This is a genomic window from Pseudomonas sp. PDM27, assembly GCF_019219205.1.
GTDB lineage: Bacteria > Pseudomonadota > Gammaproteobacteria > Pseudomonadales > Pseudomonadaceae > Aquipseudomonas > Aquipseudomonas laurylsulfatiphila.
In genome coordinates, this window is sequence record NZ_JAHUWF010000003.1 from 478,629 (window position 1) to 497,861 (window position 19,233).

Annotated in this window: 19 protein-coding genes; 13 read left to right on the forward strand and 6 right to left on the reverse strand. The window is 59.9% G+C overall.

The window, feature by feature from the left end; genetic code table 11:
- Positions 1-126 precede the first annotated feature (126 nt).
- From exbB to KW838_RS10100, 6 genes are all read left to right on the forward strand, one after another.
- Positions 127-1,101 (forward strand): tonB-system energizer ExbB, encoded by a 975-nt coding sequence (exbB, locus tag KW838_RS10075; RefSeq protein WP_218501008.1) that lies wholly within the window; start codon positions 127-129, stop codon positions 1,099-1,101.
- Positions 1,102-1,107: 6 nt separating this feature from the next.
- Positions 1,108-1,536, forward strand: coding sequence for a TonB system transport protein ExbD (gene exbD / locus KW838_RS10080; protein ID WP_007975187.1), 429 nt, complete (start codon positions 1,108-1,110; stop codon positions 1,534-1,536).
- Positions 1,533-2,282: an energy transducer TonB gene (locus KW838_RS10085; protein ID WP_015097375.1), complete on the forward strand. Its 750-nt coding sequence runs from the start codon at positions 1,533-1,535 to the stop codon at positions 2,280-2,282. Before exbD ends, KW838_RS10085 begins: the two co-directional genes overlap by 4 nt.
- 285 nt (positions 2,283-2,567) lie before the next feature.
- On the forward strand, positions 2,568-3,497 hold the full coding sequence (locus tag KW838_RS10090; protein WP_218501009.1) for a hydrogen peroxide-inducible genes activator: 930 nt from the start codon (positions 2,568-2,570) through the stop codon (positions 3,495-3,497).
- A 9-nt stretch (positions 3,498-3,506) separates the two neighbouring features.
- Complete coding sequence (gene recG / locus KW838_RS10095) at positions 3,507-5,582, forward strand: ATP-dependent DNA helicase RecG (RefSeq protein WP_102700107.1); 2,076 nt, start codon at positions 3,507-3,509, stop codon at positions 5,580-5,582.
- Positions 5,583-5,660: 78 nt separating this feature from the next.
- Positions 5,661-7,061 (forward strand): aminoacyl-tRNA deacylase and HDOD domain-containing protein, encoded by a 1,401-nt coding sequence (locus KW838_RS10100; protein ID WP_102700108.1) that lies wholly within the window; start codon positions 5,661-5,663, stop codon positions 7,059-7,061.
- Positions 7,062-7,158: 97 nt separating this feature from the next.
- Here the strand turns inward: KW838_RS10100 and KW838_RS10105 are convergent, their stop codons facing one another.
- Both KW838_RS10105 and KW838_RS10110 read right to left on the reverse strand, forming a co-directional pair.
- The gene (locus tag KW838_RS10105; RefSeq protein ID WP_007975192.1) at positions 7,159-7,542 is read right to left on the reverse strand and encodes a hypothetical protein; all 384 of its coding nucleotides are present in this window, start codon (positions 7,540-7,542) and stop codon (positions 7,159-7,161) included.
- A 375-nt stretch (positions 7,543-7,917) separates the two neighbouring features.
- Positions 7,918-8,844 (reverse strand): leucine-rich repeat domain-containing protein, encoded by a 927-nt coding sequence (locus KW838_RS10110; protein WP_218501010.1) that lies wholly within the window; start codon positions 8,842-8,844, stop codon positions 7,918-7,920.
- Between the two features lie 670 nt (positions 8,845-9,514).
- Here KW838_RS10110 and KW838_RS10115 point away from each other — a divergent pair.
- Positions 9,515-10,864, forward strand: coding sequence for a DUF6861 domain-containing protein (locus KW838_RS10115; protein ID WP_218501011.1), 1,350 nt, complete (start codon positions 9,515-9,517; stop codon positions 10,862-10,864).
- Positions 10,865-10,875: 11 nt separating this feature from the next.
- Positions 10,876-11,493: a GAD-like domain-containing protein gene (locus tag KW838_RS10120; RefSeq protein ID WP_218501012.1), complete on the forward strand. Its 618-nt coding sequence runs from the start codon at positions 10,876-10,878 to the stop codon at positions 11,491-11,493.
- A 121-nt stretch (positions 11,494-11,614) separates the two neighbouring features.
- On the opposite strand, the gene KW838_RS10125 is transcribed toward KW838_RS10120, so the two are convergent.
- From KW838_RS10125 to KW838_RS10135, 3 genes are all read right to left on the reverse strand, one after another.
- Positions 11,615-11,890, reverse strand: coding sequence for an HU family DNA-binding protein (locus KW838_RS10125; protein ID WP_003195589.1), 276 nt, complete (start codon positions 11,888-11,890; stop codon positions 11,615-11,617).
- Positions 11,891-12,084: 194 nt separating this feature from the next.
- Entirely contained in the window at positions 12,085-13,233 is a 1,149-nt protein-coding gene (locus KW838_RS10130; RefSeq protein WP_007975199.1) for an NAD(P)/FAD-dependent oxidoreductase, read from the reverse strand.
- Positions 13,234-13,251: 18 nt separating this feature from the next.
- A complete protein-coding gene (locus tag KW838_RS10135) occupies positions 13,252-13,422 on the reverse strand; it encodes a rubredoxin (protein ID WP_007975200.1) in 171 nt (56 codons plus the stop codon).
- A gap of 199 nt (positions 13,423-13,621) precedes the next feature.
- Between KW838_RS10135 and KW838_RS10140 the strand changes: the two genes are divergently transcribed.
- Together KW838_RS10140 and ubiA are read left to right on the forward strand one after the other, a co-directional pair.
- A complete protein-coding gene (locus KW838_RS10140; RefSeq protein ID WP_015097381.1) occupies positions 13,622-14,185 on the forward strand; it encodes a chorismate lyase in 564 nt (187 codons plus the stop codon).
- Complete coding sequence (ubiA, locus tag KW838_RS10145; RefSeq protein ID WP_217836717.1) at positions 14,185-15,075, forward strand: 4-hydroxybenzoate octaprenyltransferase; 891 nt, start codon at positions 14,185-14,187, stop codon at positions 15,073-15,075. Before KW838_RS10140 ends, ubiA begins: the two co-directional genes overlap by 1 nt.
- A 61-nt stretch (positions 15,076-15,136) precedes the next feature.
- On the opposite strand, the gene KW838_RS10150 is transcribed toward ubiA, so the two are convergent.
- Positions 15,137-15,520, reverse strand: coding sequence for a hypothetical protein (locus tag KW838_RS10150; RefSeq protein ID WP_218501013.1), 384 nt, complete (start codon positions 15,518-15,520; stop codon positions 15,137-15,139).
- A gap of 153 nt (positions 15,521-15,673) precedes the next feature.
- On the opposite strand from KW838_RS10150, the gene phoB reads away from it, so the two are divergent.
- The 3 genes from phoB (at position 15,674) to KW838_RS10165 (ending at position 19,194) form a co-directional block, all read left to right on the forward strand.
- Positions 15,674-16,363 carry a phosphate regulon transcriptional regulator PhoB gene (gene phoB, locus KW838_RS10155; RefSeq protein WP_003229608.1) on the forward strand — a complete coding sequence of 230 codons (690 nt, stop codon included), beginning with the start codon at positions 15,674-15,676 and terminating at the stop codon, positions 16,361-16,363.
- Between the two features lie 80 nt (positions 16,364-16,443).
- The gene (gene phoR, locus KW838_RS10160) at positions 16,444-17,730 is read left to right on the forward strand and encodes a phosphate regulon sensor histidine kinase PhoR (protein ID WP_256358802.1); all 1,287 of its coding nucleotides are present in this window, start codon (positions 16,444-16,446) and stop codon (positions 17,728-17,730) included.
- A 123-nt stretch (positions 17,731-17,853) separates the two neighbouring features.
- On the forward strand, positions 17,854-19,194 hold the full coding sequence (locus KW838_RS10165) for a hemolysin family protein (protein WP_007975205.1): 1,341 nt from the start codon (positions 17,854-17,856) through the stop codon (positions 19,192-19,194).
- Positions 19,195-19,233: the final 39 nt, after the last annotated feature.

Sequence of the window (19,233 nt, forward strand, 5' to 3'; positions counted from 1 at the left end):
AGGAAAAAAAGAGACGCTATTACTTCTGTTAACAAGAATTACTTGCAATAATACGCCCCACTTTTGTTCTCGGCCCTTCGAGGCCTGGAAGAACATCACCCGTTTTTTCTCTCAGGTCCGGCCAGCATGACACGTAATCAACTCTCCGCTTCGCCAACCAAACGACCTCGCGCCTGGAGCGCGGTGGCCGCCCTGCTCCTCAGCCTGATGCTCGCGCCAGTCGCCGCTTTCGCCGATGCCCAGGCGCCCGCTGCTCCGGCCGCCGCCGCAGCCCCTGCACCGGCTGATCACGCCGCCCCGGCCGTCGCTCCCGCCGCGACCGATCCTGCCCAGGCAGCGCCGACAGAAACCCTGGGTGAAGACGTTCCTGAAGTCCTCGAAGCCGACAACACCCTGGGCATGGCCCATGACCTGTCGCCGTGGGGCATGTACAAGAATGCCGACATCATCGTGAAAATCGTGATGATCGGCCTGGCCATCGCCTCGATCATCACCTGGACCATCTGGATCGCCAAGGGTTTTGAGCTGATGGGCGCCAAGCGTCGCCTGCGCGGTGAAATCGCCCAACTGAAAAAATCCGCCTCCCTCAAGGAAGCCAGCGCCACGGCGGCGAAGGAAGGCACCCTCGCCAACCTGCTGGTGCACGATGCTCTCGAAGAGATGCGCCTGTCGGTCAACAGCCGCGAGAAAGAAGGCATCAAGGAGCGTGTCAGCTTCCGCCTTGAGCGCCTGGTCGCAGCCTGCGGTCGCAACATGAGCAGCGGCACCGGCGTGCTGGCGACCATCGGCTCCACCGCGCCCTTCGTCGGCCTGTTCGGTACCGTGTGGGGCATCATGAACAGCTTCATCGGCATCGCCAAAACCCAGACGACCAATCTCGCCGTCGTCGCTCCCGGCATCGCCGAAGCCCTGCTGGCCACCGCACTGGGCCTGGTTGCAGCGATCCCTGCGGTCGTGATCTACAACGTCTTCGCCCGCTCCATCGCCGGTTACAAGGCCCAGGTGTCCGATGCGTCGGCACAGGTCCTGCTGCTGGTCAGCCGCGACCTCGACCACCAGCCTGAGCGCAGCTCGCAACCGCACATGGTGAAAGTGGGGTAATCGGCCATGGGCCTGCATTTGAAAGAAGGGGCAGACGACGATCTGTCCGAAAACCACGAAATCAACGTCACGCCGTTCATCGACGTGATGCTGGTGCTGTTGATCATCTTCATGGTGGCGGCCCCGCTGGCCACCGTGGACATCAAGGTCGACCTGCCCGCTTCCACCGCCAAACCGGCGCCGCGGCCAGAGAAACCGGTGTTCCTCAGCGTCAAGGCAGACCAGCGCCTGTTCCTCGGTGAAGACGAAGTGAAGGCCGAAGCACTCGGCGCCACGCTCGACGCCAGGACCCAGGGCAAGAAAGACACCACGATCTTCTTCCAGGCCGACAAAGGCGTGGATTACGGCGACCTGATGAGCGTGATGGACAACCTGCGCTCGGCCGGTTACCTGAAGGTAGGTCTGGTCGGACTCGAGACGGCAGCCAAGAAATGATCACGACGCGCCATAAGCTGACGCGTTACAGCGGTAGCCTGGCTGTGGTGCTGGGCGTTCACGCGCTGGCCATCGCGCTGGCGCTGAACTGGTCCGCCCGCCCGCCCATCGAATTGCCGCCCCAGGCAATGATGGTCGAACTGGCACCGGTCCCTGCCCCGCCACCGCCTGCTCCGCCGAAGGTCGTCACCCCACCGCAGCCACCGGCTCCGGTTGAAGAACTGCCGATCCCCAAGCTCGCCGAAGCGCCGAAAGCTGAAATTGCCGTGCCCAAGCCCGTCAAGCCAAAGCCCAAGCCACAGCCGCCCAAGCCGGTAGAGAAGAAACCCGAACCGCCGAAGGAAAAACCGGCCGAGGAAAAGCCTGCCGAAACGCAACAGACTCAGGCGCCAACGGAGAAATCCGCTCAGCCTGCACCGGGTCCTTCGCCGGCTCAACTGGCGGCCAAGGCCAGCTGGCAAGGCACGCTGCTGGCGCACCTGCAGAAGTACAAAAAGTACCCTGCCAGTGCACAGGCACGGGGCAAGGAAGGCATGAACCGCCTGCGTTTCGTCGTGGATGCCGAAGGCAATGTGTTGTCGTTTGAACTGGTAGGCGCCTCGGGCACTGCCGATCTGGACCGGGCCACCCTGGAAATGATCCGCCGCGCTCAACCGCTGCCCAAGCCGCCGGCCGACATGCTGACCAATGGCTCCATCGAAATCGTTGCACCCTTTGTGTATTCGCTGGAAAAACGCCGCCGGTAAACGCACCACCGCCCCATGTGGGAGCGAGCCTGCTCGCGATAGCGGTCTAACATTCAACGCAGATGTCGAATGTTGGGCCCTCATCGCGAGCAAGCTCGCTCCCACAGAGATTTCTGCCAGCAGGAAGGTCGCGTTCCAAGCCAAAAAGGCACCGAAAGGTGCCTTTCTCTTATCTACCAGCGGCAAACCGGCATTGCCCGGTGTCACCCGACACGCTCAGTCTGATAACGTGCGTCTATCGATTGCAGCCGGTATGCTTGGCCCGCAACTTCATGGACGCTTGCTATGACCCTCACAGAATTACGCTACATCGTTACCCTCGCCCAAGAGCAGCACTTCGGCCACGCGGCCGAGCGTTGCCACGTCAGCCAGCCGACCCTTTCGGTGGGCGTGAAAAAGCTTGAAGACGAACTCGGTGTGCTGATTTTCGAGCGCAGCAAAAGCGCCGTGCGCCTGACGCCGGTCGGCGAAGGCATCGTGGCCCAGGCGCAAAAGGTGCTGGAACAGGCCCAGGGCATCCGCGAACTGGCCCAGGCCGGCAAGAATCAGCTGACTGCCCCGCTCAAAGTCGGCGCGATCTACACCGTCGGCCCGTACCTGTTCCCGCACCTGATTCCACAACTGCACCGGGTCGCCCCGCAGATGCCGTTGTATATCGAAGAAAACTTCACCCACGTGCTGCGCGACAAACTGCGCAACGGCGAACTCGACGCGATCATCATCGCCCTGCCGTTCAGCGAAGCCGACGTGCTGACCCTGCAGCTCTACGACGAGCCGTTCTACGTGCTGATGCCGGCCCAGCATCCGTTGACGCAAAAAGAGTCCATCGACGCCAACCTGCTCAACGACAAGAGCCTGCTGCTGCTCGGCGAAGGCCACTGCTTCCGCGATCAGGTACTGGAAGCCTGCCCGACCCTGACCAAAGGCAACGACGGCGCCAAGCACACCACGGTGGAATCGAGCTCCCTGGAAACCATTCGCCACATGGTCGCGTCCGGCCTCGGGATTTCGATCCTGCCGTTGTCGGCAGTCGACAGTCATCACTACGCCCCCGGCGTGATCGAGGTGCGTCCGTTGTCGGCACCCGTACCGTTCCGCACCGTGGCCATTGCCTGGCGCGCCAGCTTCCCGCGTCCGAAGGCGATTGAAATCCTCGCCGACTCCATTCGCCTGTGCTCGGTGGCCAAGCCAGCGGCGCAGGTCGCTGCGGGCTAAGCGACGGTCATGAGCGAGTTGTCGCAAGTGTCGGTGACGGCACTCAAGGGTGTCGGTGAAGCCATGGCCGAGAAACTGGCCAAGGTCGGCCTGGAAAACCTCCAGGACGTGTTGTTTCACTTGCCCCTGCGCTATCAGGACCGCACCCGCGTGGTCCCGATTGGCGCGCTGCGACCCGGGCAGGATGCGGTCATCGAAGGCACGGTCAGCGGCGCCGATGTGGTCATGGGCCGTCGGCGCAGCCTCGTGGTGCGCTTGCAGGACGGTACTGGCGGGCTCAGCCTGCGCTTCTACCATTTCAGCAATGCGCAGAAGGAAGGCCTCAAACGCGGCACGCGGATTCGCTGCTACGGCGAGGCTCGGCCCGGTGCTTCGGGGCTGGAAATCTACCACCCGGAATATCGCGCCATCACTGGCGACGAACCACCGCCGGTGGATGAAACCCTGACTCCGGTCTACCCGCTCACTGAAGGCCTGACCCAACAGCGCCTGCGCCAGTTGTGCATGCAGACCCTCACCCTGCTCGGCCCCAGCAGCCTGCCCGACTGGCTGCCGAACGAGCTGGCCCGCGACTACCAACTGGCACCGCTGGCCGATGCAATCCGCTACCTGCACAACCCGCCCGCCGATGCCGACGTCGATGAACTCGCCCTCGGCCATCACTGGGCGCAGCACCGCCTGGCTTTCGAAGAACTGCTGACCCATCAACTGTCGCAACAGCGCCTGCGCGAAAGCATGCGCGCCCTGCGTGCGCCGGCGATGCCCAAAGCCACCCGGCTGCCGGCCAAATACCTGGCCAATCTCGGCTTCAGCCCGACCGGCGCCCAGCAACGGGTCGGCAACGAAATCGCCTACGACCTCAGCCAGCACGAACCGATGCTGCGGCTGATCCAGGGCGACGTCGGCGCCGGCAAAACCGTGGTCGCCGCCCTTGCCGCGCTGCAAGCGCTGGAGGCCGGTTATCAGGTCGCACTGATGGCACCCACCGAGATTCTCGCCGAGCAGCACTTCATCACCTTCAAGCGCTGGCTCGAACCGCTCGGCATCGAAGTCGCCTGGCTCGCCGGCAAGCTCAAGGGCAAGAACCGCACCGCAGCACTGGAGCAGATCGCCAATGGCACGCCCATGGTGGTTGGCACTCACGCGCTGTTCCAGGACGAAGTGCAATTCAAGAACCTGGCGCTGGTGATCATCGACGAACAGCACCGTTTCGGCGTACAGCAGCGTCTGGCCCTGAGGCAGAAAGGCGTCGGCGGACGCATGTGTCCGCATCAGTTGATCATGACCGCCACGCCGATCCCGCGCACGCTGGCCATGAGCGCCTACGCCGATCTCGACACCTCGATCCTCGACGAACTGCCCCCCGGCCGAACCCCTGTCAACACCGTGCTGATCACCGACACCCGGCGGGTCGAAGTCATCGAACGAGTGCGCAGCGCTTGCGCCGAAGGGCGTCAGGCCTATTGGGTGTGCACGCTGATCGAAGAGTCGGAAGAGCTGACCTGCCAAGCCGCCGAAACCACCTTTGAGGACCTCACCGCCGCCCTCGGCGAGCTGAAGGTCGGGCTGATCCACGGCCGCATGAAACCTGCGGAAAAAGCGGCGGTGATGGCCGAATTCAAGGCCGGCAACCTGCAACTGCTGGTCGCGACCACGGTGATCGAAGTCGGCGTGGACGTACCCAACGCCAGCCTGATGATCATCGAAAACCCCGAGCGCCTGGGCCTGGCGCAATTGCACCAGTTGCGCGGCCGCGTCGGTCGGGGCAGCGCCGTCAGCCATTGCGTGCTGCTCTACCATCCGCCGCTGTCGCAGATCGGCCGCCAGCGCCTGGGCATCATGCGCGAAACCAACGATGGTTTTGTCATCGCCGAAAAGGACCTGGAATTGCGCGGCCCCGGCGAAATGCTCGGCACCCGCCAAACCGGCCTGCTTCAATTCAAGGTCGCCGACCTGATGCGCGATGCCGATTTGCTGCCCGCCGTGCGTGATGCCGCCCAGGCATTGCTCGAGCGCTGGCCGACCCACGTCAGCCCGCTACTCGACCGTTGGCTGCGTCATGGCCAACAATACGGCCAAGTGTGACAACCGTCACAGTTTCTGAGGCGTGGCCTTAGGCAAGCTGGTTATACTCCTGCAATTGTTTAATCACGGATACAGACCATGACCGACGTTGCCTTCGCACCCGAGACCCCGCACGCTCCGTCGGTTATTCGGCTGATGCTGGGCAAGTTGGGCATTGCCTACGAAGAAGTGCTGGACCATCACGGCCTCAATGCCGCACGCAAAGTACAGGCCGTTCTGCTCGATGACAGCGTCGGCGCGCTGATGGTGTTGTTCCCGCAGAGCCAGTTGCTGGACCTCAATCGCCTGACCGAACTCACCGGTCGCCGCCTCACTGCCGTATCCACCGAGCGCCTGACAAAAATGCTCGGCAAGCACAACCTCAGCTTGCTGCCGGGCCTGCCGGCGCTGACCAGTTCACCCTGCCTGTACGACGAAAGCTTGCTGCGTGAGCCGAAGTTGCTGATCAACTCTGGCGAGCCAGGCGTGCTGCTGGAAGTCTCCAGCGAAGACTTCAAGACCATGCTGACCAAGGCCAGCGCCGCCAACTTCGGCGAAAACCTGACCAGCATCCGTCCGAACCTCGACCGCCCCGATGACGACCGTGAGGAAATCACCCAGGCCGTCCAGGCGTTTACCGCGCGGCGCATCCAGCAGCGTCTGGAAGAGACCATCGAGATTCCGCCGCTGGCCGAAACCGCGCAAAAGATCATCAAGCTGCGTGTCGACCCCAACGCCACCATCGACGACATCACCGGCGTGGTCGAAACCGACCCGGCGCTGGCCGCGCAAGTCGTGAGCTGGGCAGCGTCGCCGTACTACGCCTCACCGGGCAAGATCCGCTCCGTGGAAGACGCCATCGTGCGCGTGCTGGGCTTCGACCTGGTGATCAACCTGGCGCTGGGCCTGGCCCTGGGTAAAACCCTGAGCCTGCCCAAGGACCACCCGCAACAAACCACGCCGTACTGGCAGCAATCCATCTACACCGCCGCCGTTATCGAAGGCCTGACCCGCGCCATGCCGCGCACCCAGCGCCCGGAAGCCGGCCTGACCTACCTCGCCGGCCTGCTGCACAACTTCGGCTACCTGTTGCTGGCCCACGTGTTCCCGCCACACTTCTCGCTGATCTGCCGCCACCTGGAGGTCAACCCGCATCTGTGCCACAGCTTCGTGGAACAACACCTGCTGGGCATCAGCCGTGAACAGATCGGCTCCTGGTTGATGCGCTACTGGGACATGCCCGAAGAGCTGTCCACCGCCCTGCGCTTCCAGCACGACCCGGCCTACGACGGCACCTACGCCGAATACCCGAACCTGGTCTGCCTGTCGGTGCGCCTGCTGCGCAGCCGAGGCATCGGCTCCGGTCCCGACGAAGACATCCCCGACGCCCTGCTCGAACGCCTCGGCCTGAGCCGCGCCAAGGCCGACGACGTGGTCAGCAAAGTGCTGGAAGCTGAAGTGCTGTTGCGCGAACTGGCGTCGCAATTCACTCAAGGCTGAACAGCATCGCGGGCAAGCCCGCTCCCACAGGGATCGCTTAAATCCTGTGGGAGCGGGCTTGCCCGCGATGAATATCACTCGGTCGAACTGAAAGACCTCAAGCCTTGGGCTTCGCCTTCTTCGGCTTCAAATACTTGGTCAGCCCCTGAAACCAGATCACCAGCGCCGGGTTGCCCTTGATCTGGATCGACTTGTCCTGAATCCCGGTCATGAACGCCAATTGCTTGTTCTTCGCCTGCATCGTGGCAAAGCCATACGCGGCATCTTTAAAGGCAATCGCAAACGCCGGCTCGGCATGCACACCCGATTGGCTGGTGATGCGCTGATCCTTCACACGGAATTGCCGCGCCACTTTCCCGTCCAGGGTCTGCAGCTGGAACACCAGGTCCTTGTCACCCAACTGCTGCTGAAACGCCGGATTGGTCCGGCTGGCCTTACCCATCAACAAACCCAGCATCCACAGCAGAAAACGAAATTTCATGCGCACAGCCTCAGAAGGAAAATGAACGGCGAGGGCAGTGTAACGGCTAAAACATAGAACGCCACCATCCGCTTGATTTTGGAGAAGATGCTGCCATTTTTGACGCAGATGACTACCAAGTCATTGACGAATCTTCCGCACAAGTGACTTCGGCAGGCGGTGTTTTTCCACTCGATTACGCATTATCAGGAACCCGATATTATCCAGAACCCGAGTCACTCTGACCCAAAATAGCGTTTCGTTGTGGATGTCAGTCGCAATGACAAAAATCGAATTGGGCGTGCCCACACACCTGCCCGCCGTCACCTCTTCTTGGTCAATGAGCCGTGCGCGGAGAACGCTTTCGCTCCTGCGCACGGCTCATGTCAGGTCACTTCATCTGATGGTTGGCCGTTGCGCGGTCACCGTATAGCGATAACTCACATTGGTCAGCCGCCCATGAATAGCCAGCATCACCTCGAACGTGCCAGGTGTGAGTGTCGGCAAATGCAAATAGCGCAGGTCTTTACCATCCAGATACGCACCTGGACTGCCCACGATTTGGACACCGCCCGGCTCATACAGGACGTCACCCTTCGTCCGGGCCTGCACAAATATTTCAGGCATTCTGATGGGCAACAAACTGTTTTGCGCCACATTGCCCAACTCAAGAATGCCCAAGGCTTGATTGCGGGCATTAATGGAGGTGGTCGAAGGCAGCTTATTCAGGACGGTCAGGTCTTCAAACCCGTTGCTCTGAACTAACAGGTCTTTGAGGGCGGTCAGCCTGGCAAAGGAATCCGGGAGTTTTCCGCACAGGTTATTGTTATTACCCACGTCGAAGCGTTCCAGTTTTATCAGGTTGCCAATCGATTCCGGAATACCGCCTCTCATAATGCCCAGCGGCAATTGAGTACTCAGGTTCAGGCTGATCAGGCTTTCGAGTTTGCCGATCCAGTCTGGAATTGACTTGAGTGAGCAGTTGATGAAGTACGCCGACTTCAACTTTGCCAACGTCCCGAAGTCTTCAGGCAGACGGGTGATAAATTGGCGCTCTATCATCACATCCTCCAAGTTGCGCAGATGCCCAATGCCTCGCAAGCTGGTGATTTTTAACGGCTCCCCGCTCAACACTCTCAACGCCGTCACTTTATCCAGCATGTCCTGCGTCACCGTGTCTTCGATCGTCACCGGCATGCCCGTGGCTTTTGAAATATGCGCGGCCGCCACGCGCGCAAATGAAATGTCGTCAAAGAGAGTCTTGATCGGCGCCGGGATTTTCACAGGGGTAAAAGCCTTTGCAGTTGCCGTGTTCGAGGTCATGTCGGTCACCTTGCCAGTGTTTAAGGAGACTCTTTTATAAAACATCGTCCGCCCCCGTTTAACTGTCATAACTGACAGTTGGTAAGACCCATTTAGAATAATCCTGAGCCGGTTGACGGAGGGAGCGGTATGCGGCGCACCGTAAAATGCACTAGCAAAACCTGAAGTCGCCTTAGAAAGCGGAATTAAATCACGCTAAACCATTGGCACGGACTAACGCTCTCGAAAACGATCATTTTTCGAAAAGCCATCGTGAGAAAGAACGCCGCGACCATTTCAGCGAACCGGAAATGCCGGCAATGATCGCCAAGCAACAACACCTGCAGAAACACATTCCTGTAGGAGCTGCCGCAGGCTGCGATCTTTTGATCTTGCACCCAGCAGACTTCTCGGACATTTCCTTCGCAACGCACATTCGGGGGCTTCTCTGACTGCGCATCACGTTGTTCGACATCAAATCACCCACGCCACGGCTCCAGGCAAAAATCCAGGTGCCAGCTTGGGTCGTTCCGCTTTGAGATACGCAACATTCTGAAATATAGGAAGTTTCTGATCGCTGAAGGAGAGTCTTCCTACATCACCTCCTCCAACTTCTTGTTAGCGTATTTCGGTCATGGACACCGGAGTTACTAGTCCACGAACGGGCGAACTGTCAGGGAGACACACTCGAATGTTTGTATGGCACATGGTGCCCACGTGGCAAGAAATCGAAAGCCGTATAACCCATGAAATGGGTTACCAGGGAGGAACCAGTTATCACACGCAGTTCAATGAGCGTGCCCCCTCCCTCTCTCTCAATATCCGTCGTATCAACAGTGTCAGGTCTGCATTCAACCGCGCCGAATGGGAAGCAGGTTGCTTACTGAGGCAACGCTTCACTGACCTCGATATCGCCAGCATCCTCAACGAGCTGATCGGTGTCGTTACTCAAATGACAATGATCGTCGCGGGCAGTACCTTGACCGGCGGGGCGATCGGAGCAGGTATCGGCGCTTTTGTTGGAGGCGCCGGTGCCATTCCCTTGGGTGCTGCGGGCGCTGCGATGGGGATGCAAGTCAGCACCTGGATACTGGGGGTGCTCGGCCTGTCGTCCATCACTGAGTTTTTCGCCGAGGGTTTGCCGCGCATTGGCGAGTATTACCTGCAAGGCATCGCCATCGCGTGGGACGGCCCACGCGGCGAGAGGGGGTTGAGCCCGTTCAGCCAGGACGATCCTTTTGCCGAAAACAGGGCTGCCCATCACATTGCACTGGGTCATGTGGAAGTTGTCGTCCTGCTGCTGGGAGCCATCGTCGCTTACATTACGCGTGGTCGAGGCAATGCAAATGTCCTCGCCCAGGAAATGCGAGCAAGCCCCAAAGGGGCACGGCTTGGCGAATGGATGCTCAAGCATGAAGATGCACTGAAAAAACGACCAGACCTGCAACCCGCAGGGCCGCGCAGAGGTGCACTCAGCCCGCAGGAGCCTGCGCCGCCAGCAAATCGCCCACCCGGAAAAGACAAGGACTCGCCCCGTGACAAACCGAACGCCATGCCGCTTCATAAAGTCGAATGCTTCAAAGCGGACAAGATGCCGGCGTCTAAAATCGGAGAGTTCGAGCGGCAGTTGAAGGGGCAAGAGGACGGGCTGAATCGGCTGACGGTTGATGAGTTTCTGGAGAATGTTGCCAATCCGGTGAAGCGTAGTCGGACGGCGGCTAGGCAGGCCCGAAAGAAACTACAAGCCAAATTACAAACGCGATTTCAAAGGGAGTATTCGAAAACGATGAGCCCCGGAATTGCGAAAGCAGAGAGCCTGAAAAAAGCCAAGGAAACGATGTCCAACCTTGCAGGACTGCATAATCCGGATTTGAGTGCAGGCGGTAAAGATATCATCGCGGATTTCGGGGATCGACAAGTCAACTCCAGCATTGGCCCTCAATGGGGACCAAAAATAACTAATTTGAAAAAGGCCGCTGAGACAGTACCAGCGACTTTACGCAGTGACACATATCTCAATGTCAAACTTCATAAATGTTAAGGAGAAACGTAATGGATGAAGTATTTTCAATTTTTCTGGATACGTTTGGCGGCCCCATTGATCGACAGGAAGTACCAGCGTCTAGTATCGAACGCTATAGAGGCAAGCTACCCAATCAGCTACTGGAATACTGGGCTGAGCACGGTTGGTGCGGTTACGGTGAGGGGATTTTTTGGATCGTTAATCCACAAGAGTACGAGGGGGTAGTGGCATCCTGGATTGGAGGGACGAAATTTGAAGAGCGAGATGCTTACCACCTTATTGCTCGTAGCGCCTTCGGTGACTTGTACCTATGGGGTGAAAAAACGGGAGTCTCTCTTAAAATAACTAGTGTGCTTTCTCGATGTGATGTCGATGACTTCGAAATCACAAACGATGATTTGGATAGAGAACTTCAAAATTTTCTTTTATCTACAGAAGTGGAATACAACGATTTCGGCGACCTGTTCCAACCCGCAAAGAAAAAGCTCGGCACACTGCGTCACGACGAAATGTACGGCTTTGTTCCAGCGCTGATGTTCGGCGGCCCCGACACCCTCGATCATCTAGAGAAGGTGAAGGCAGTGGAGCATCTGATCCTGCTGTCTCAGATCACCGAGCTTCAGCCCTACAGTTTTTCAGACCTATAAACCAGATTTCAGGGGACGGATTTCAACAAGCTCTGTTAACCCCACAAAAAATGGGCACCCAACCCTGGTTGGCGTGCCCATTTTTTATTCCACCCCCCGCTACGCGAGAGGCGAAAACGGCTTACGGATTGACGCTGTCTTTCAACGACTTGCCTGGCTTGAACGCAACGGTGTTGCTGGCCTTGATTTTGACGGGCTCACCGGTTTGCGGGTTTTTGCCGGTGCGGGCACCGCGATGGCGTTGCAGGAAGGTGCCGAAGCCCACCAGCGTCACGCTGTCTTTGCGGTGCAGGGCACCGGTGATTTCTTCAAGAACGGCGTTTAGAACGCGGTTGGCTTGTTCTTTGGTGAGGTCTGCTTTTTCAGCAATGGCTGCAGCGAGGTCTGGTTTACGCATGTGAGTGAAGCCCCTTTGACGGTTTGTTGTTGTTATGTCCGTGCTGCTCTCTGCGGAGCAGCGCCAAAAGCGCCGCAGGTGCTCTACTCTGCGGCAGACGGGAGTGAGGATGGCACGCAGTGAGGCCCCGCGCCAGTATCGGCGCGGCCATTGTTAGGGCAAAAGGGGGGTGATTCCGACAGAACGACCGGTATTTATGCCAACAGGGCTGGAAGCTCTTTGTTCAGGGCCAGTTTTTCCATCACGGCGGCGCCTGTGAGGGCATAACCGAGCAGTTTGCCTGCGGCATCGCGGCATAAAACCTTGATGTCGGCGCCCTGCCCTTCGACGGTCCAGATGCCTTCTGCGCCCCGTGGCGGCGGGGACACCACCAGCGGGCACACCGGCGTTTTGACGGTGATCGGCATCGGGCCATAGGTGACGGCGGTCGGGTTGCCGGCCAGGGTTTGCGCCAGCGCTCGCGCACAGCTCATCAAGGGCATCACGTACAGCAGATTCAGCCCATCGACCTCGGCACAATCGCCCAGGGCGTAGATGTTCGCGTGGGAGGTCTTCAGGTGCCGGTCGACCATGATGCCGCGGTTGACCTGCAAACCGGCCGCTGCCGCCAGGTCGACACGCGGGCGCAGGCCAATGGCCGAGACCACCACGTCGCACGGGATCACCTGGCCATCGGACAGGTGCGCTTCCAGGCCATCCGCCACGCGTTGCAGACGGTTGAGCACCGGCCCGAGGTGGAAACGTGCACCGAGGCTTTCCAGGCCAGCCTGCACCGCTGCCGCGGCCGCCGGGTGCAACAGGGTCGGCATGACTTGCTCGCACGGCGCAACCAGTTGCACTTCGTAGCCACCCAGGGTCAGGTCGTTGGCGAACTCGCAGCCGATCAGGCCGGCGCCGAGCAGCAGCACGCGGCGCTTGCCAGCGGCTGCCGCACGGAAGCGTGCGTAGTCTTCCAGGTCGTTGATCGGGAATACGCAGTCCGCCGCGTCACCTTCAATGGGCACACGCACGGTTTCGGCGCCCCAGGCCAGGATCAGGTCGCGGTACATCACCGCTTCTTCACCGATCCACAGGCGCTTGTGGCCCGGGTCAATGCCGCTGATGCGCGTGTGGGTACGTATTTCGGCCTTGAGTTGTTCGGCCATGGCGCCGGGTTCGGCCATGCTCAGGCCGTCGGCATCCTTGTTTTTGCCGAAACCGGTGGAGAGCATCGGCTTGGAGTAGGAGCGCCCGTCATCGGCGGTAATCAAAAGCAGCGGGGTTTCGCTGTCGAGCTTGCGAAACTCGCGGGCGACGTTGTAGCCAGCCAGACCGGTGCCAATGATGACGACAGGTGCGTTCATTCCTTACTCCTCAATTATTCAGGCAGCGATTTCGATCATTTCAAAATCCATTTTGCCCACACCGCAGTCCGGGCACAGCCAGTCTTCCGGCACGTCTTCCCAACGGGTGCCCGGCGCAATGCCGTCATCCGGCCAACCGTCGGCTTCGTTGTAGATCAGGCCGCAGACGATACATTGCCACTTTTTCATCAGGTACTTCCTCAGGGTTCAGGCGTTTTGCCGGCCGGACGGTCGATGGTTGTAGCACTGCCGTCCAACTCAGCGCGTTTTGTACTGATCGGTGCTGCCGGATGCAAGCCTGTTTGGCGCAACGGCAGGCCAATTCAATCGATATCGGCGGCTGACATGTTAAGCTCGCCGCCTCATTTGCTGCCAATAATGACTCATTGTGCAACACACAGAATCCCCCTCTCCAGCTCCCCTCTGGCTCTCGCGCAGCGAACTGGCGCCCCTCCCCGATGCTTCCATCCTGGACTGGCTGTTCGACGAAGGCTCGCTCACCCGGCGCCTGATTCATCTGTCGAATGATGCCTTCAGCGTCTCGCCGATGTTCGAAGGCTGGCAAACCCTGCGCGCCGACGAATGCGCAGCGCTGGACCTGGCCGACGGCAGTGAAGGTTGGGTGCGCGAGGTGTATCTGCGCGGTCATGGTGAAGCCTGGGTGTTCGCCCGCAGCGTCGCGGCACGCAGTGCATTGCAAGGCGACGGCTTGCACATGGACGAATTGGGCAGCCGCTCCCTGGGTGAATTGCTGTTCTGCGACCAGGCCTTTCAGCGTCGGGCCATCGAGGTTTGTCATTATCCTCAAGAATGGCTGCCGGGCGAGGTGCGGGCGCCGGATCTATGGGGCCGCCGCTCACGTTTTGACCGCGGCGCGTTGAGTGTACTGGTGGCCGAAATCTTCCTGCCTTCCCTGTGGGACGCCGCACGCGCCCGATCGGAGAACCTCTGATGTACCAAAGCCTGCTCAAGTCCTTGAACCGCTTGAACCCTCGGGCCTGGGACTTCATTCAGCTGACGCGGATGGACAAGCCGATCGGCATTTACCTGCTGCTTTGGCCGACACTGTGGGCGCTGTGGATTGCCGGCAAGGGCTCGCCGTCCCTGGCCAACATTGTGATTTTTGTCCTGGGCGTAGTGCTGACCCGCGCCGGTGGCTGCGTGATCAACGACTGGGCGGACCGCAAGGTCGATGGTCATGTGAAACGCACCGAGCAGCGCCCGCTGGTGAGCGGCAAGATCAGCTCGAAAGAGGCGCTGGTGTTCTTCGCCTTGCTGATGGGCGTCAGTTTCCTGCTGGTGCTGTGCACCAACGCCGCGACCGTGTGGCTGTCGCTGGGCGGCCTGGCGCTGGCGTTCAGTTACCCCTTCATGAAGCGCTACACCTATTACCCGCAAGTGGTGCTGGGCGCCGCATTTTCGTGGGGGATGCCGATGGCGTTCACCGCAGAAACCGGTGAATTGCCGGCCGCCGCATGGCTGCTGTGGATCGCCAACCTGATGTGGACCGTGGGTTACGACACGTATTACGCGATGACCGACCGCGATGACGACCTGAAGATCGGCGTGAAATCCACGGCAATCCTGTTCGGCGATGCGGACCGGGCGATCATCCTGACCCTGCAGGGACTGGCGCTGGGTTGCCTGTTGCTGGCGGGTTCGAAGTTCGACCTGGGTGGCTGGTTCCACCTCGGACTGCTGGTGGCGGCGGGCTGCTTTGCGTGGGAATTCTGGTACACCCGCGACAAGGACCGGATGCGTTGCTTCAAGGCGTTTTTGCACAATCACTGGGCGGGCTTGGCGATTTTCGTCGGGATTGTGCTGGATTACGCGTTGCGTTGACCGTTGAAAAGATCGCAGCCTTCGGCAGCTCCTACCCGAAGGCTGCAATCCTTTTGCGGTGTTACATATGCTCGCGAACGACGTGCCAGACTTCTTTTTTCTTGTCACCCGTCATGTCTCCGGGCTTTTTGTCGTCCTCGTAGTAGTACAGCGGCTTGCCGTCAAAGGCCCATTGCATGGTCCCGTCGTCACGCTTGATAACGGTCCATTTACCTTCAGCCTTGGCACCCGCCTCTGCCTTGAACGGTGGCCAGTATTTGGCGCAGTCGCCAGTGCACACCGACTTGCCGCCAGTGTCCTTGTCGAACGTGTACAAGGTCATGCCCTTATGGTCGACCATCATGCCGTCTTTCATCATCGCCGGGTCGGCGGCAAAGGCCAGTGTCGGCAGCGTTAACGCCGCAGTGACCAGCAACGCCTTCCAGGATTGAGCAATGTAGTTCATGAAAACCTTCCTCTTGTGGTTGTCAGGATCCGGACTTAGAGCTTAGCCCAGGATCCAGCCAATCGCCGGCCGACTAAAATACTGTCACACGACTGCAATAATTCCGTTATCTAATGCGGCGCAAGACAGTTAAATGACAAGAGGATTAAGGGCATGGTTGGCAGGAGCATTCTGATCGTCGACGACGAAGCGCCTATTCGCGAAATGATCGCCGTTGCATTGGAAATGGCCGGCTATGACTGCCTGGAGGCTGAAAACTCCCAGCAGGCCCACGCCATTATCGTCGACCGCAAACCGGACCTGATCCTGCTCGACTGGATGCTGCCCGGCACGTCCGGCATCGAGCTGGCCCGTCGCCTCAAGCGTGATGAGCTGACCGGGGACATCCCGATCATCATGCTCACCGCCAAGGGTGAAGAGGACAACAAGATCCAGGGCCTGGAAGTCGGCGCCGACGACTACATCACCAAACCGTTTTCCCCCCGTGAGCTGGTGGCGCGCCTGAAAGCCGTGCTGCGCCGTGCCGGCCCGACCGATGGCGAGGCGCCCATCGAAGTCGGCGGCCTGCTGCTGGACCCGATCAGCCACCGCGTGACCATCGACGGTCGTCCCGCCGAGATGGGCCCGACCGAATACCGCCTGCTGCAATTCTTCATGACTCACCAGGAGCGCGCCTACACCCGTGGCCAGTTGCTGGATCAGGTCTGGGGCGGCAACGTCTATGTCGAAGAGCGTACCGTCGACGTGCACATTCGACGCCTGCGCAAAGCCCTCGGCGATGCTTACGAAAATCTGGTACAAACCGTGCGCGGCACCGGTTACCGCTTTTCCACCAAAGCCTGACCCGGACCCTTACCGCCCGACAAGCTGACAAGGACGCGCGTCACGTGAACCAAAACTGGCATGGCACCCTGATTCGCCACATGCTGCTACTGGTCACCGCCTGCTTGGTGATCGGCCTGATCACCGGCTATTACGGCTGGAGCCTCGCCGCAGGCCTGGGTCTTTACCTGGCCTGGACCCTCAAGCAATTGCTGCGTCTGCACGAGTGGCTGCGCCTGCACAAACCCGATGAAGCGCCGCCCGACGGCTACGGCCTGTGGGGCGAGGTGTTCGACAGCATCTACCACCTGCAACGCCGCGACCAACGGGTACGCGGACGCCTGCAAGCGGTGATCGACCGGGTTCAGGAATCCACCGCCGCGCTGAAAGACGCGGTGATCATGCTCGACACCGACGGTAACCTGGAATGGTGGAACCGTGCCGCCGAAACCCTGCTGGGCCTCAAGACCCCGCAGGACAGCGGCCAACCGGTGACCAACCTGGTGCGCCATCCGCGCTTCAAGGAATACTTCGAGCAAGACAGCTACGCCGAGCCGCTGGAAATTCCTTCGCCGACCAACGACCGCGTGCGCATTCAGCTGTACATCACCCGTTACGGCAACAACGAGCACTTGATGCTGGTGCGTGATGTGACGCGCATCCATCAGCTCGAGCAAATGCGCAAAGACTTCATCGCCAACGTGTCCCATGAACTGCGCACGCCGTTGACGGTGATCTGCGGCTACCTGGAAACCCTGCTCGATAACGTCGACGAGGTGAACCCGCGCTGGGGCCGTGCCTTGCAGCAGATGCAGCAACAAGGCGGACGCATGCAAACCCTGCTCAACGACCTGTTGTTGCTGGCCAAGCTGGAAGCCACCGATTATCCATCGGACAACCAGCCAGTGCCGATCGACGGCTTGCTGCAATCGATCAAGAGCGACGCGCAGCAGTTGTCCGGCCAGAAAAACCAGAAAATCACCCTGGAAGCCGACCCGACGATTCTGCTCAAGGGCAGCGAGGCGGAGTTGCGCAGCGCGTTTTCCAACCTGGTGTTCAACGCGGTGAAATACACCCCGGCCGAAGGCAACATCCGCATTCGCTGGTGGGGCGATGACCAGGGGGCGCACCTGAGCGTGCAGGATTCCGGGATCGGCATCGATGCCAAACACCTGCCACGCCTGACCGAACGGTTCTATCGCGTCGACTCCAGCCGCAACTCCAATACCGGTGGCACCGGCCTGGGGCTGGCGATCGTCAAACACGTTTTGTTACGTCATCGGGCACGGATGGAAATCAGCAGCGTACCAGGCCACGGCAGTACCTTTACCTGCCACTTTGCGCCGGCTCAGGTCACCCAATCACGGGTTATCAGCACCGCCGACTGATACCGGCCAGCACGCGCCACTAGGCAACTGGCCGGTCAGCCGCTACATTGGCTGACTTGCGCCTGCCCTTCAGGCGCGGATTTTTCTTCCCTCTCGAATACACGGAACCCGCAAAACTCCATCATGGACCCTTCCCCTGGCTTGACCCTCGCTACAATTTTCGCCGACTTCGGCATGATTCTTTTTGCTCTGATCCTGGTTTTGCTCAACGGTTTTTTCGTTGCGGCGGAATTTGCCATGGTCAAGCTGCGCTCGACCCGGGTCGAGGCCATCGCTGATAAAAACGGCTGGCGCGGGCACATCCTGCGCACCGTGCACAGTCAGCTCGATGCGTACCTGTCAGCCTGCCAATTGGGTATCACCCTCGCCTCCCTGGGCCTGGGTTGGGTCGGTGAGCCCGCGTTTGCCCACATTCTTGAGCCGGTGTTGAGCGCGGTCGGCGTTGAATCGGCCGAAGTGGTCAAAGGCATCTCGTTCTTCACCGCGTTCTTCATCATTTCGTACCTGCACATCGTGGTCGGTGAGCTCGCCCCGAAATCCTGGGCGATCCGCAAACCCGAATTGCTGTCGCTGTGGACCGCCGTGCCGCTGTACCTGTTCTATTGGGCCATGTACCCAGCCATCTACCTGCTCAACGCCAGCGCCAACACCATCCTGCGCATTGCAGGGCAAGGTGAACCCGGCCCGCATCACGAGCATCACTACAGCCGTGAAGAGCTGAAACTGATCCTGCACTCCAGCCGTGGCCAGGACCCGAGCGACCAAGGCATGCGCGTGCTGGCCTCGGCGGTGGAAATGGGCGAACTGGAGGTGGTCGACTGGGCCAACTCCCGCGAAGACCTGGTGACCCTGGAGTTCAACGCACCGCTCAAGCAGATCCTGGCGATGTTCCGTCGCCACAAGTTCAGCCGCTATCCGGTGTACGACAGCGAACGCCAGGAGTTCGTCGGCCTGCTGCACATCAAGGATCTGCTGCTGGAACTCGCGGCGCTGGACCACATTCCCGAGTCGTTCAACCTCGCCGAACTGACCCGTCCGCTGGAGCGCGTGTCGCGGCACATGCCGCTGTCGCAGTTGCTGGAGCAGTTCCGCAAGGGCGGTTCGCACTTCGCCGTGGTCGAAGAGGCCGACGGCAACATCATCGGCTACCTGACCATGGAAGACGTGCTGGAAGTGCTGGTGGGCGACATCCAGGACGAACACCGCAAAGCCGAACGCGGGATCCTCGCGTATCAGCCGGGCAAGTTGCTGGTGCGGGGCGATACGCCGCTGTTCAAGGTTGAACGACTGCTGGGCATCGATCTCGACCACGTCGAAGCCGAAACCCTTGCAGGGCTGGTCTATGAGAGCCTCAAGCGCGTTCCGGAAGAGGAAGAAGTGCTGGAAGTCGAAGGCCTGCGGATCATCATCAAGAAGATGAAGGGGCCGAAGATTGTCCTGGCCAAGGTGTTGATGCTCGATTAAACGTATTGACCTGAAAGATCGCAGCCTTCGGCAGCTCCT

Excerpts from the sequence above, each read along its gene's own strand:
- exbB (WP_218501008.1), top strand. The coding sequence starts at position 127 with ATGACACGTAATCAACTCTCCGCTTCGCCAACCAAACGACCTCGCGCC.
- exbD (WP_007975187.1), top strand. The coding sequence starts at position 1,108 with ATGGGCCTGCATTTGAAAGAAGGGGCAGACGACGATCTGTCCGAAAAC.
- KW838_RS10085 (WP_015097375.1), top strand. The coding sequence starts at position 1,533 with ATGATCACGACGCGCCATAAGCTGACGCGTTACAGCGGTAGCCTGGCT.
- KW838_RS10090 (WP_218501009.1), top strand. The coding sequence starts at position 2,568 with ATGACCCTCACAGAATTACGCTACATCGTTACCCTCGCCCAAGAGCAG.
- recG (WP_102700107.1), top strand. The coding sequence starts at position 3,507 with ATGAGCGAGTTGTCGCAAGTGTCGGTGACGGCACTCAAGGGTGTCGGT.
- KW838_RS10100 (WP_102700108.1), top strand. The coding sequence starts at position 5,661 with ATGACCGACGTTGCCTTCGCACCCGAGACCCCGCACGCTCCGTCGGTT.
- KW838_RS10105 (WP_007975192.1), bottom strand. The coding sequence starts at position 7,542 with ATGAAATTTCGTTTTCTGCTGTGGATGCTGGGTTTGTTGATGGGTAAG.
- KW838_RS10110 (WP_218501010.1), bottom strand. The coding sequence starts at position 8,844 with ATGACCTCGAACACGGCAACTGCAAAGGCTTTTACCCCTGTGAAAATC.
- KW838_RS10115 (WP_218501011.1), top strand. The coding sequence starts at position 9,515 with ATGTTTGTATGGCACATGGTGCCCACGTGGCAAGAAATCGAAAGCCGT.
- KW838_RS10120 (WP_218501012.1), top strand. The coding sequence starts at position 10,876 with ATGGATGAAGTATTTTCAATTTTTCTGGATACGTTTGGCGGCCCCATT.
- KW838_RS10125 (WP_003195589.1), bottom strand. The coding sequence starts at position 11,890 with ATGCGTAAACCAGACCTCGCTGCAGCCATTGCTGAAAAAGCAGACCTC.
- KW838_RS10130 (WP_007975199.1), bottom strand. The coding sequence starts at position 13,233 with ATGAACGCACCTGTCGTCATCATTGGCACCGGTCTGGCTGGCTACAAC.
- KW838_RS10135 (WP_007975200.1), bottom strand. The coding sequence starts at position 13,422 with ATGAAAAAGTGGCAATGTATCGTCTGCGGCCTGATCTACAACGAAGCC.
- ubiA (WP_217836717.1), top strand. The coding sequence starts at position 14,185 with ATGTACCAAAGCCTGCTCAAGTCCTTGAACCGCTTGAACCCTCGGGCC.
- KW838_RS10150 (WP_218501013.1), bottom strand. The coding sequence starts at position 15,520 with ATGAACTACATTGCTCAATCCTGGAAGGCGTTGCTGGTCACTGCGGCG.
- phoB (WP_003229608.1), top strand. The coding sequence starts at position 15,674 with ATGGTTGGCAGGAGCATTCTGATCGTCGACGACGAAGCGCCTATTCGC.
- phoR (WP_256358802.1), top strand. The coding sequence starts at position 16,444 with ATGCTGCTACTGGTCACCGCCTGCTTGGTGATCGGCCTGATCACCGGC.
- KW838_RS10165 (WP_007975205.1), top strand. The coding sequence starts at position 17,854 with ATGGACCCTTCCCCTGGCTTGACCCTCGCTACAATTTTCGCCGACTTC.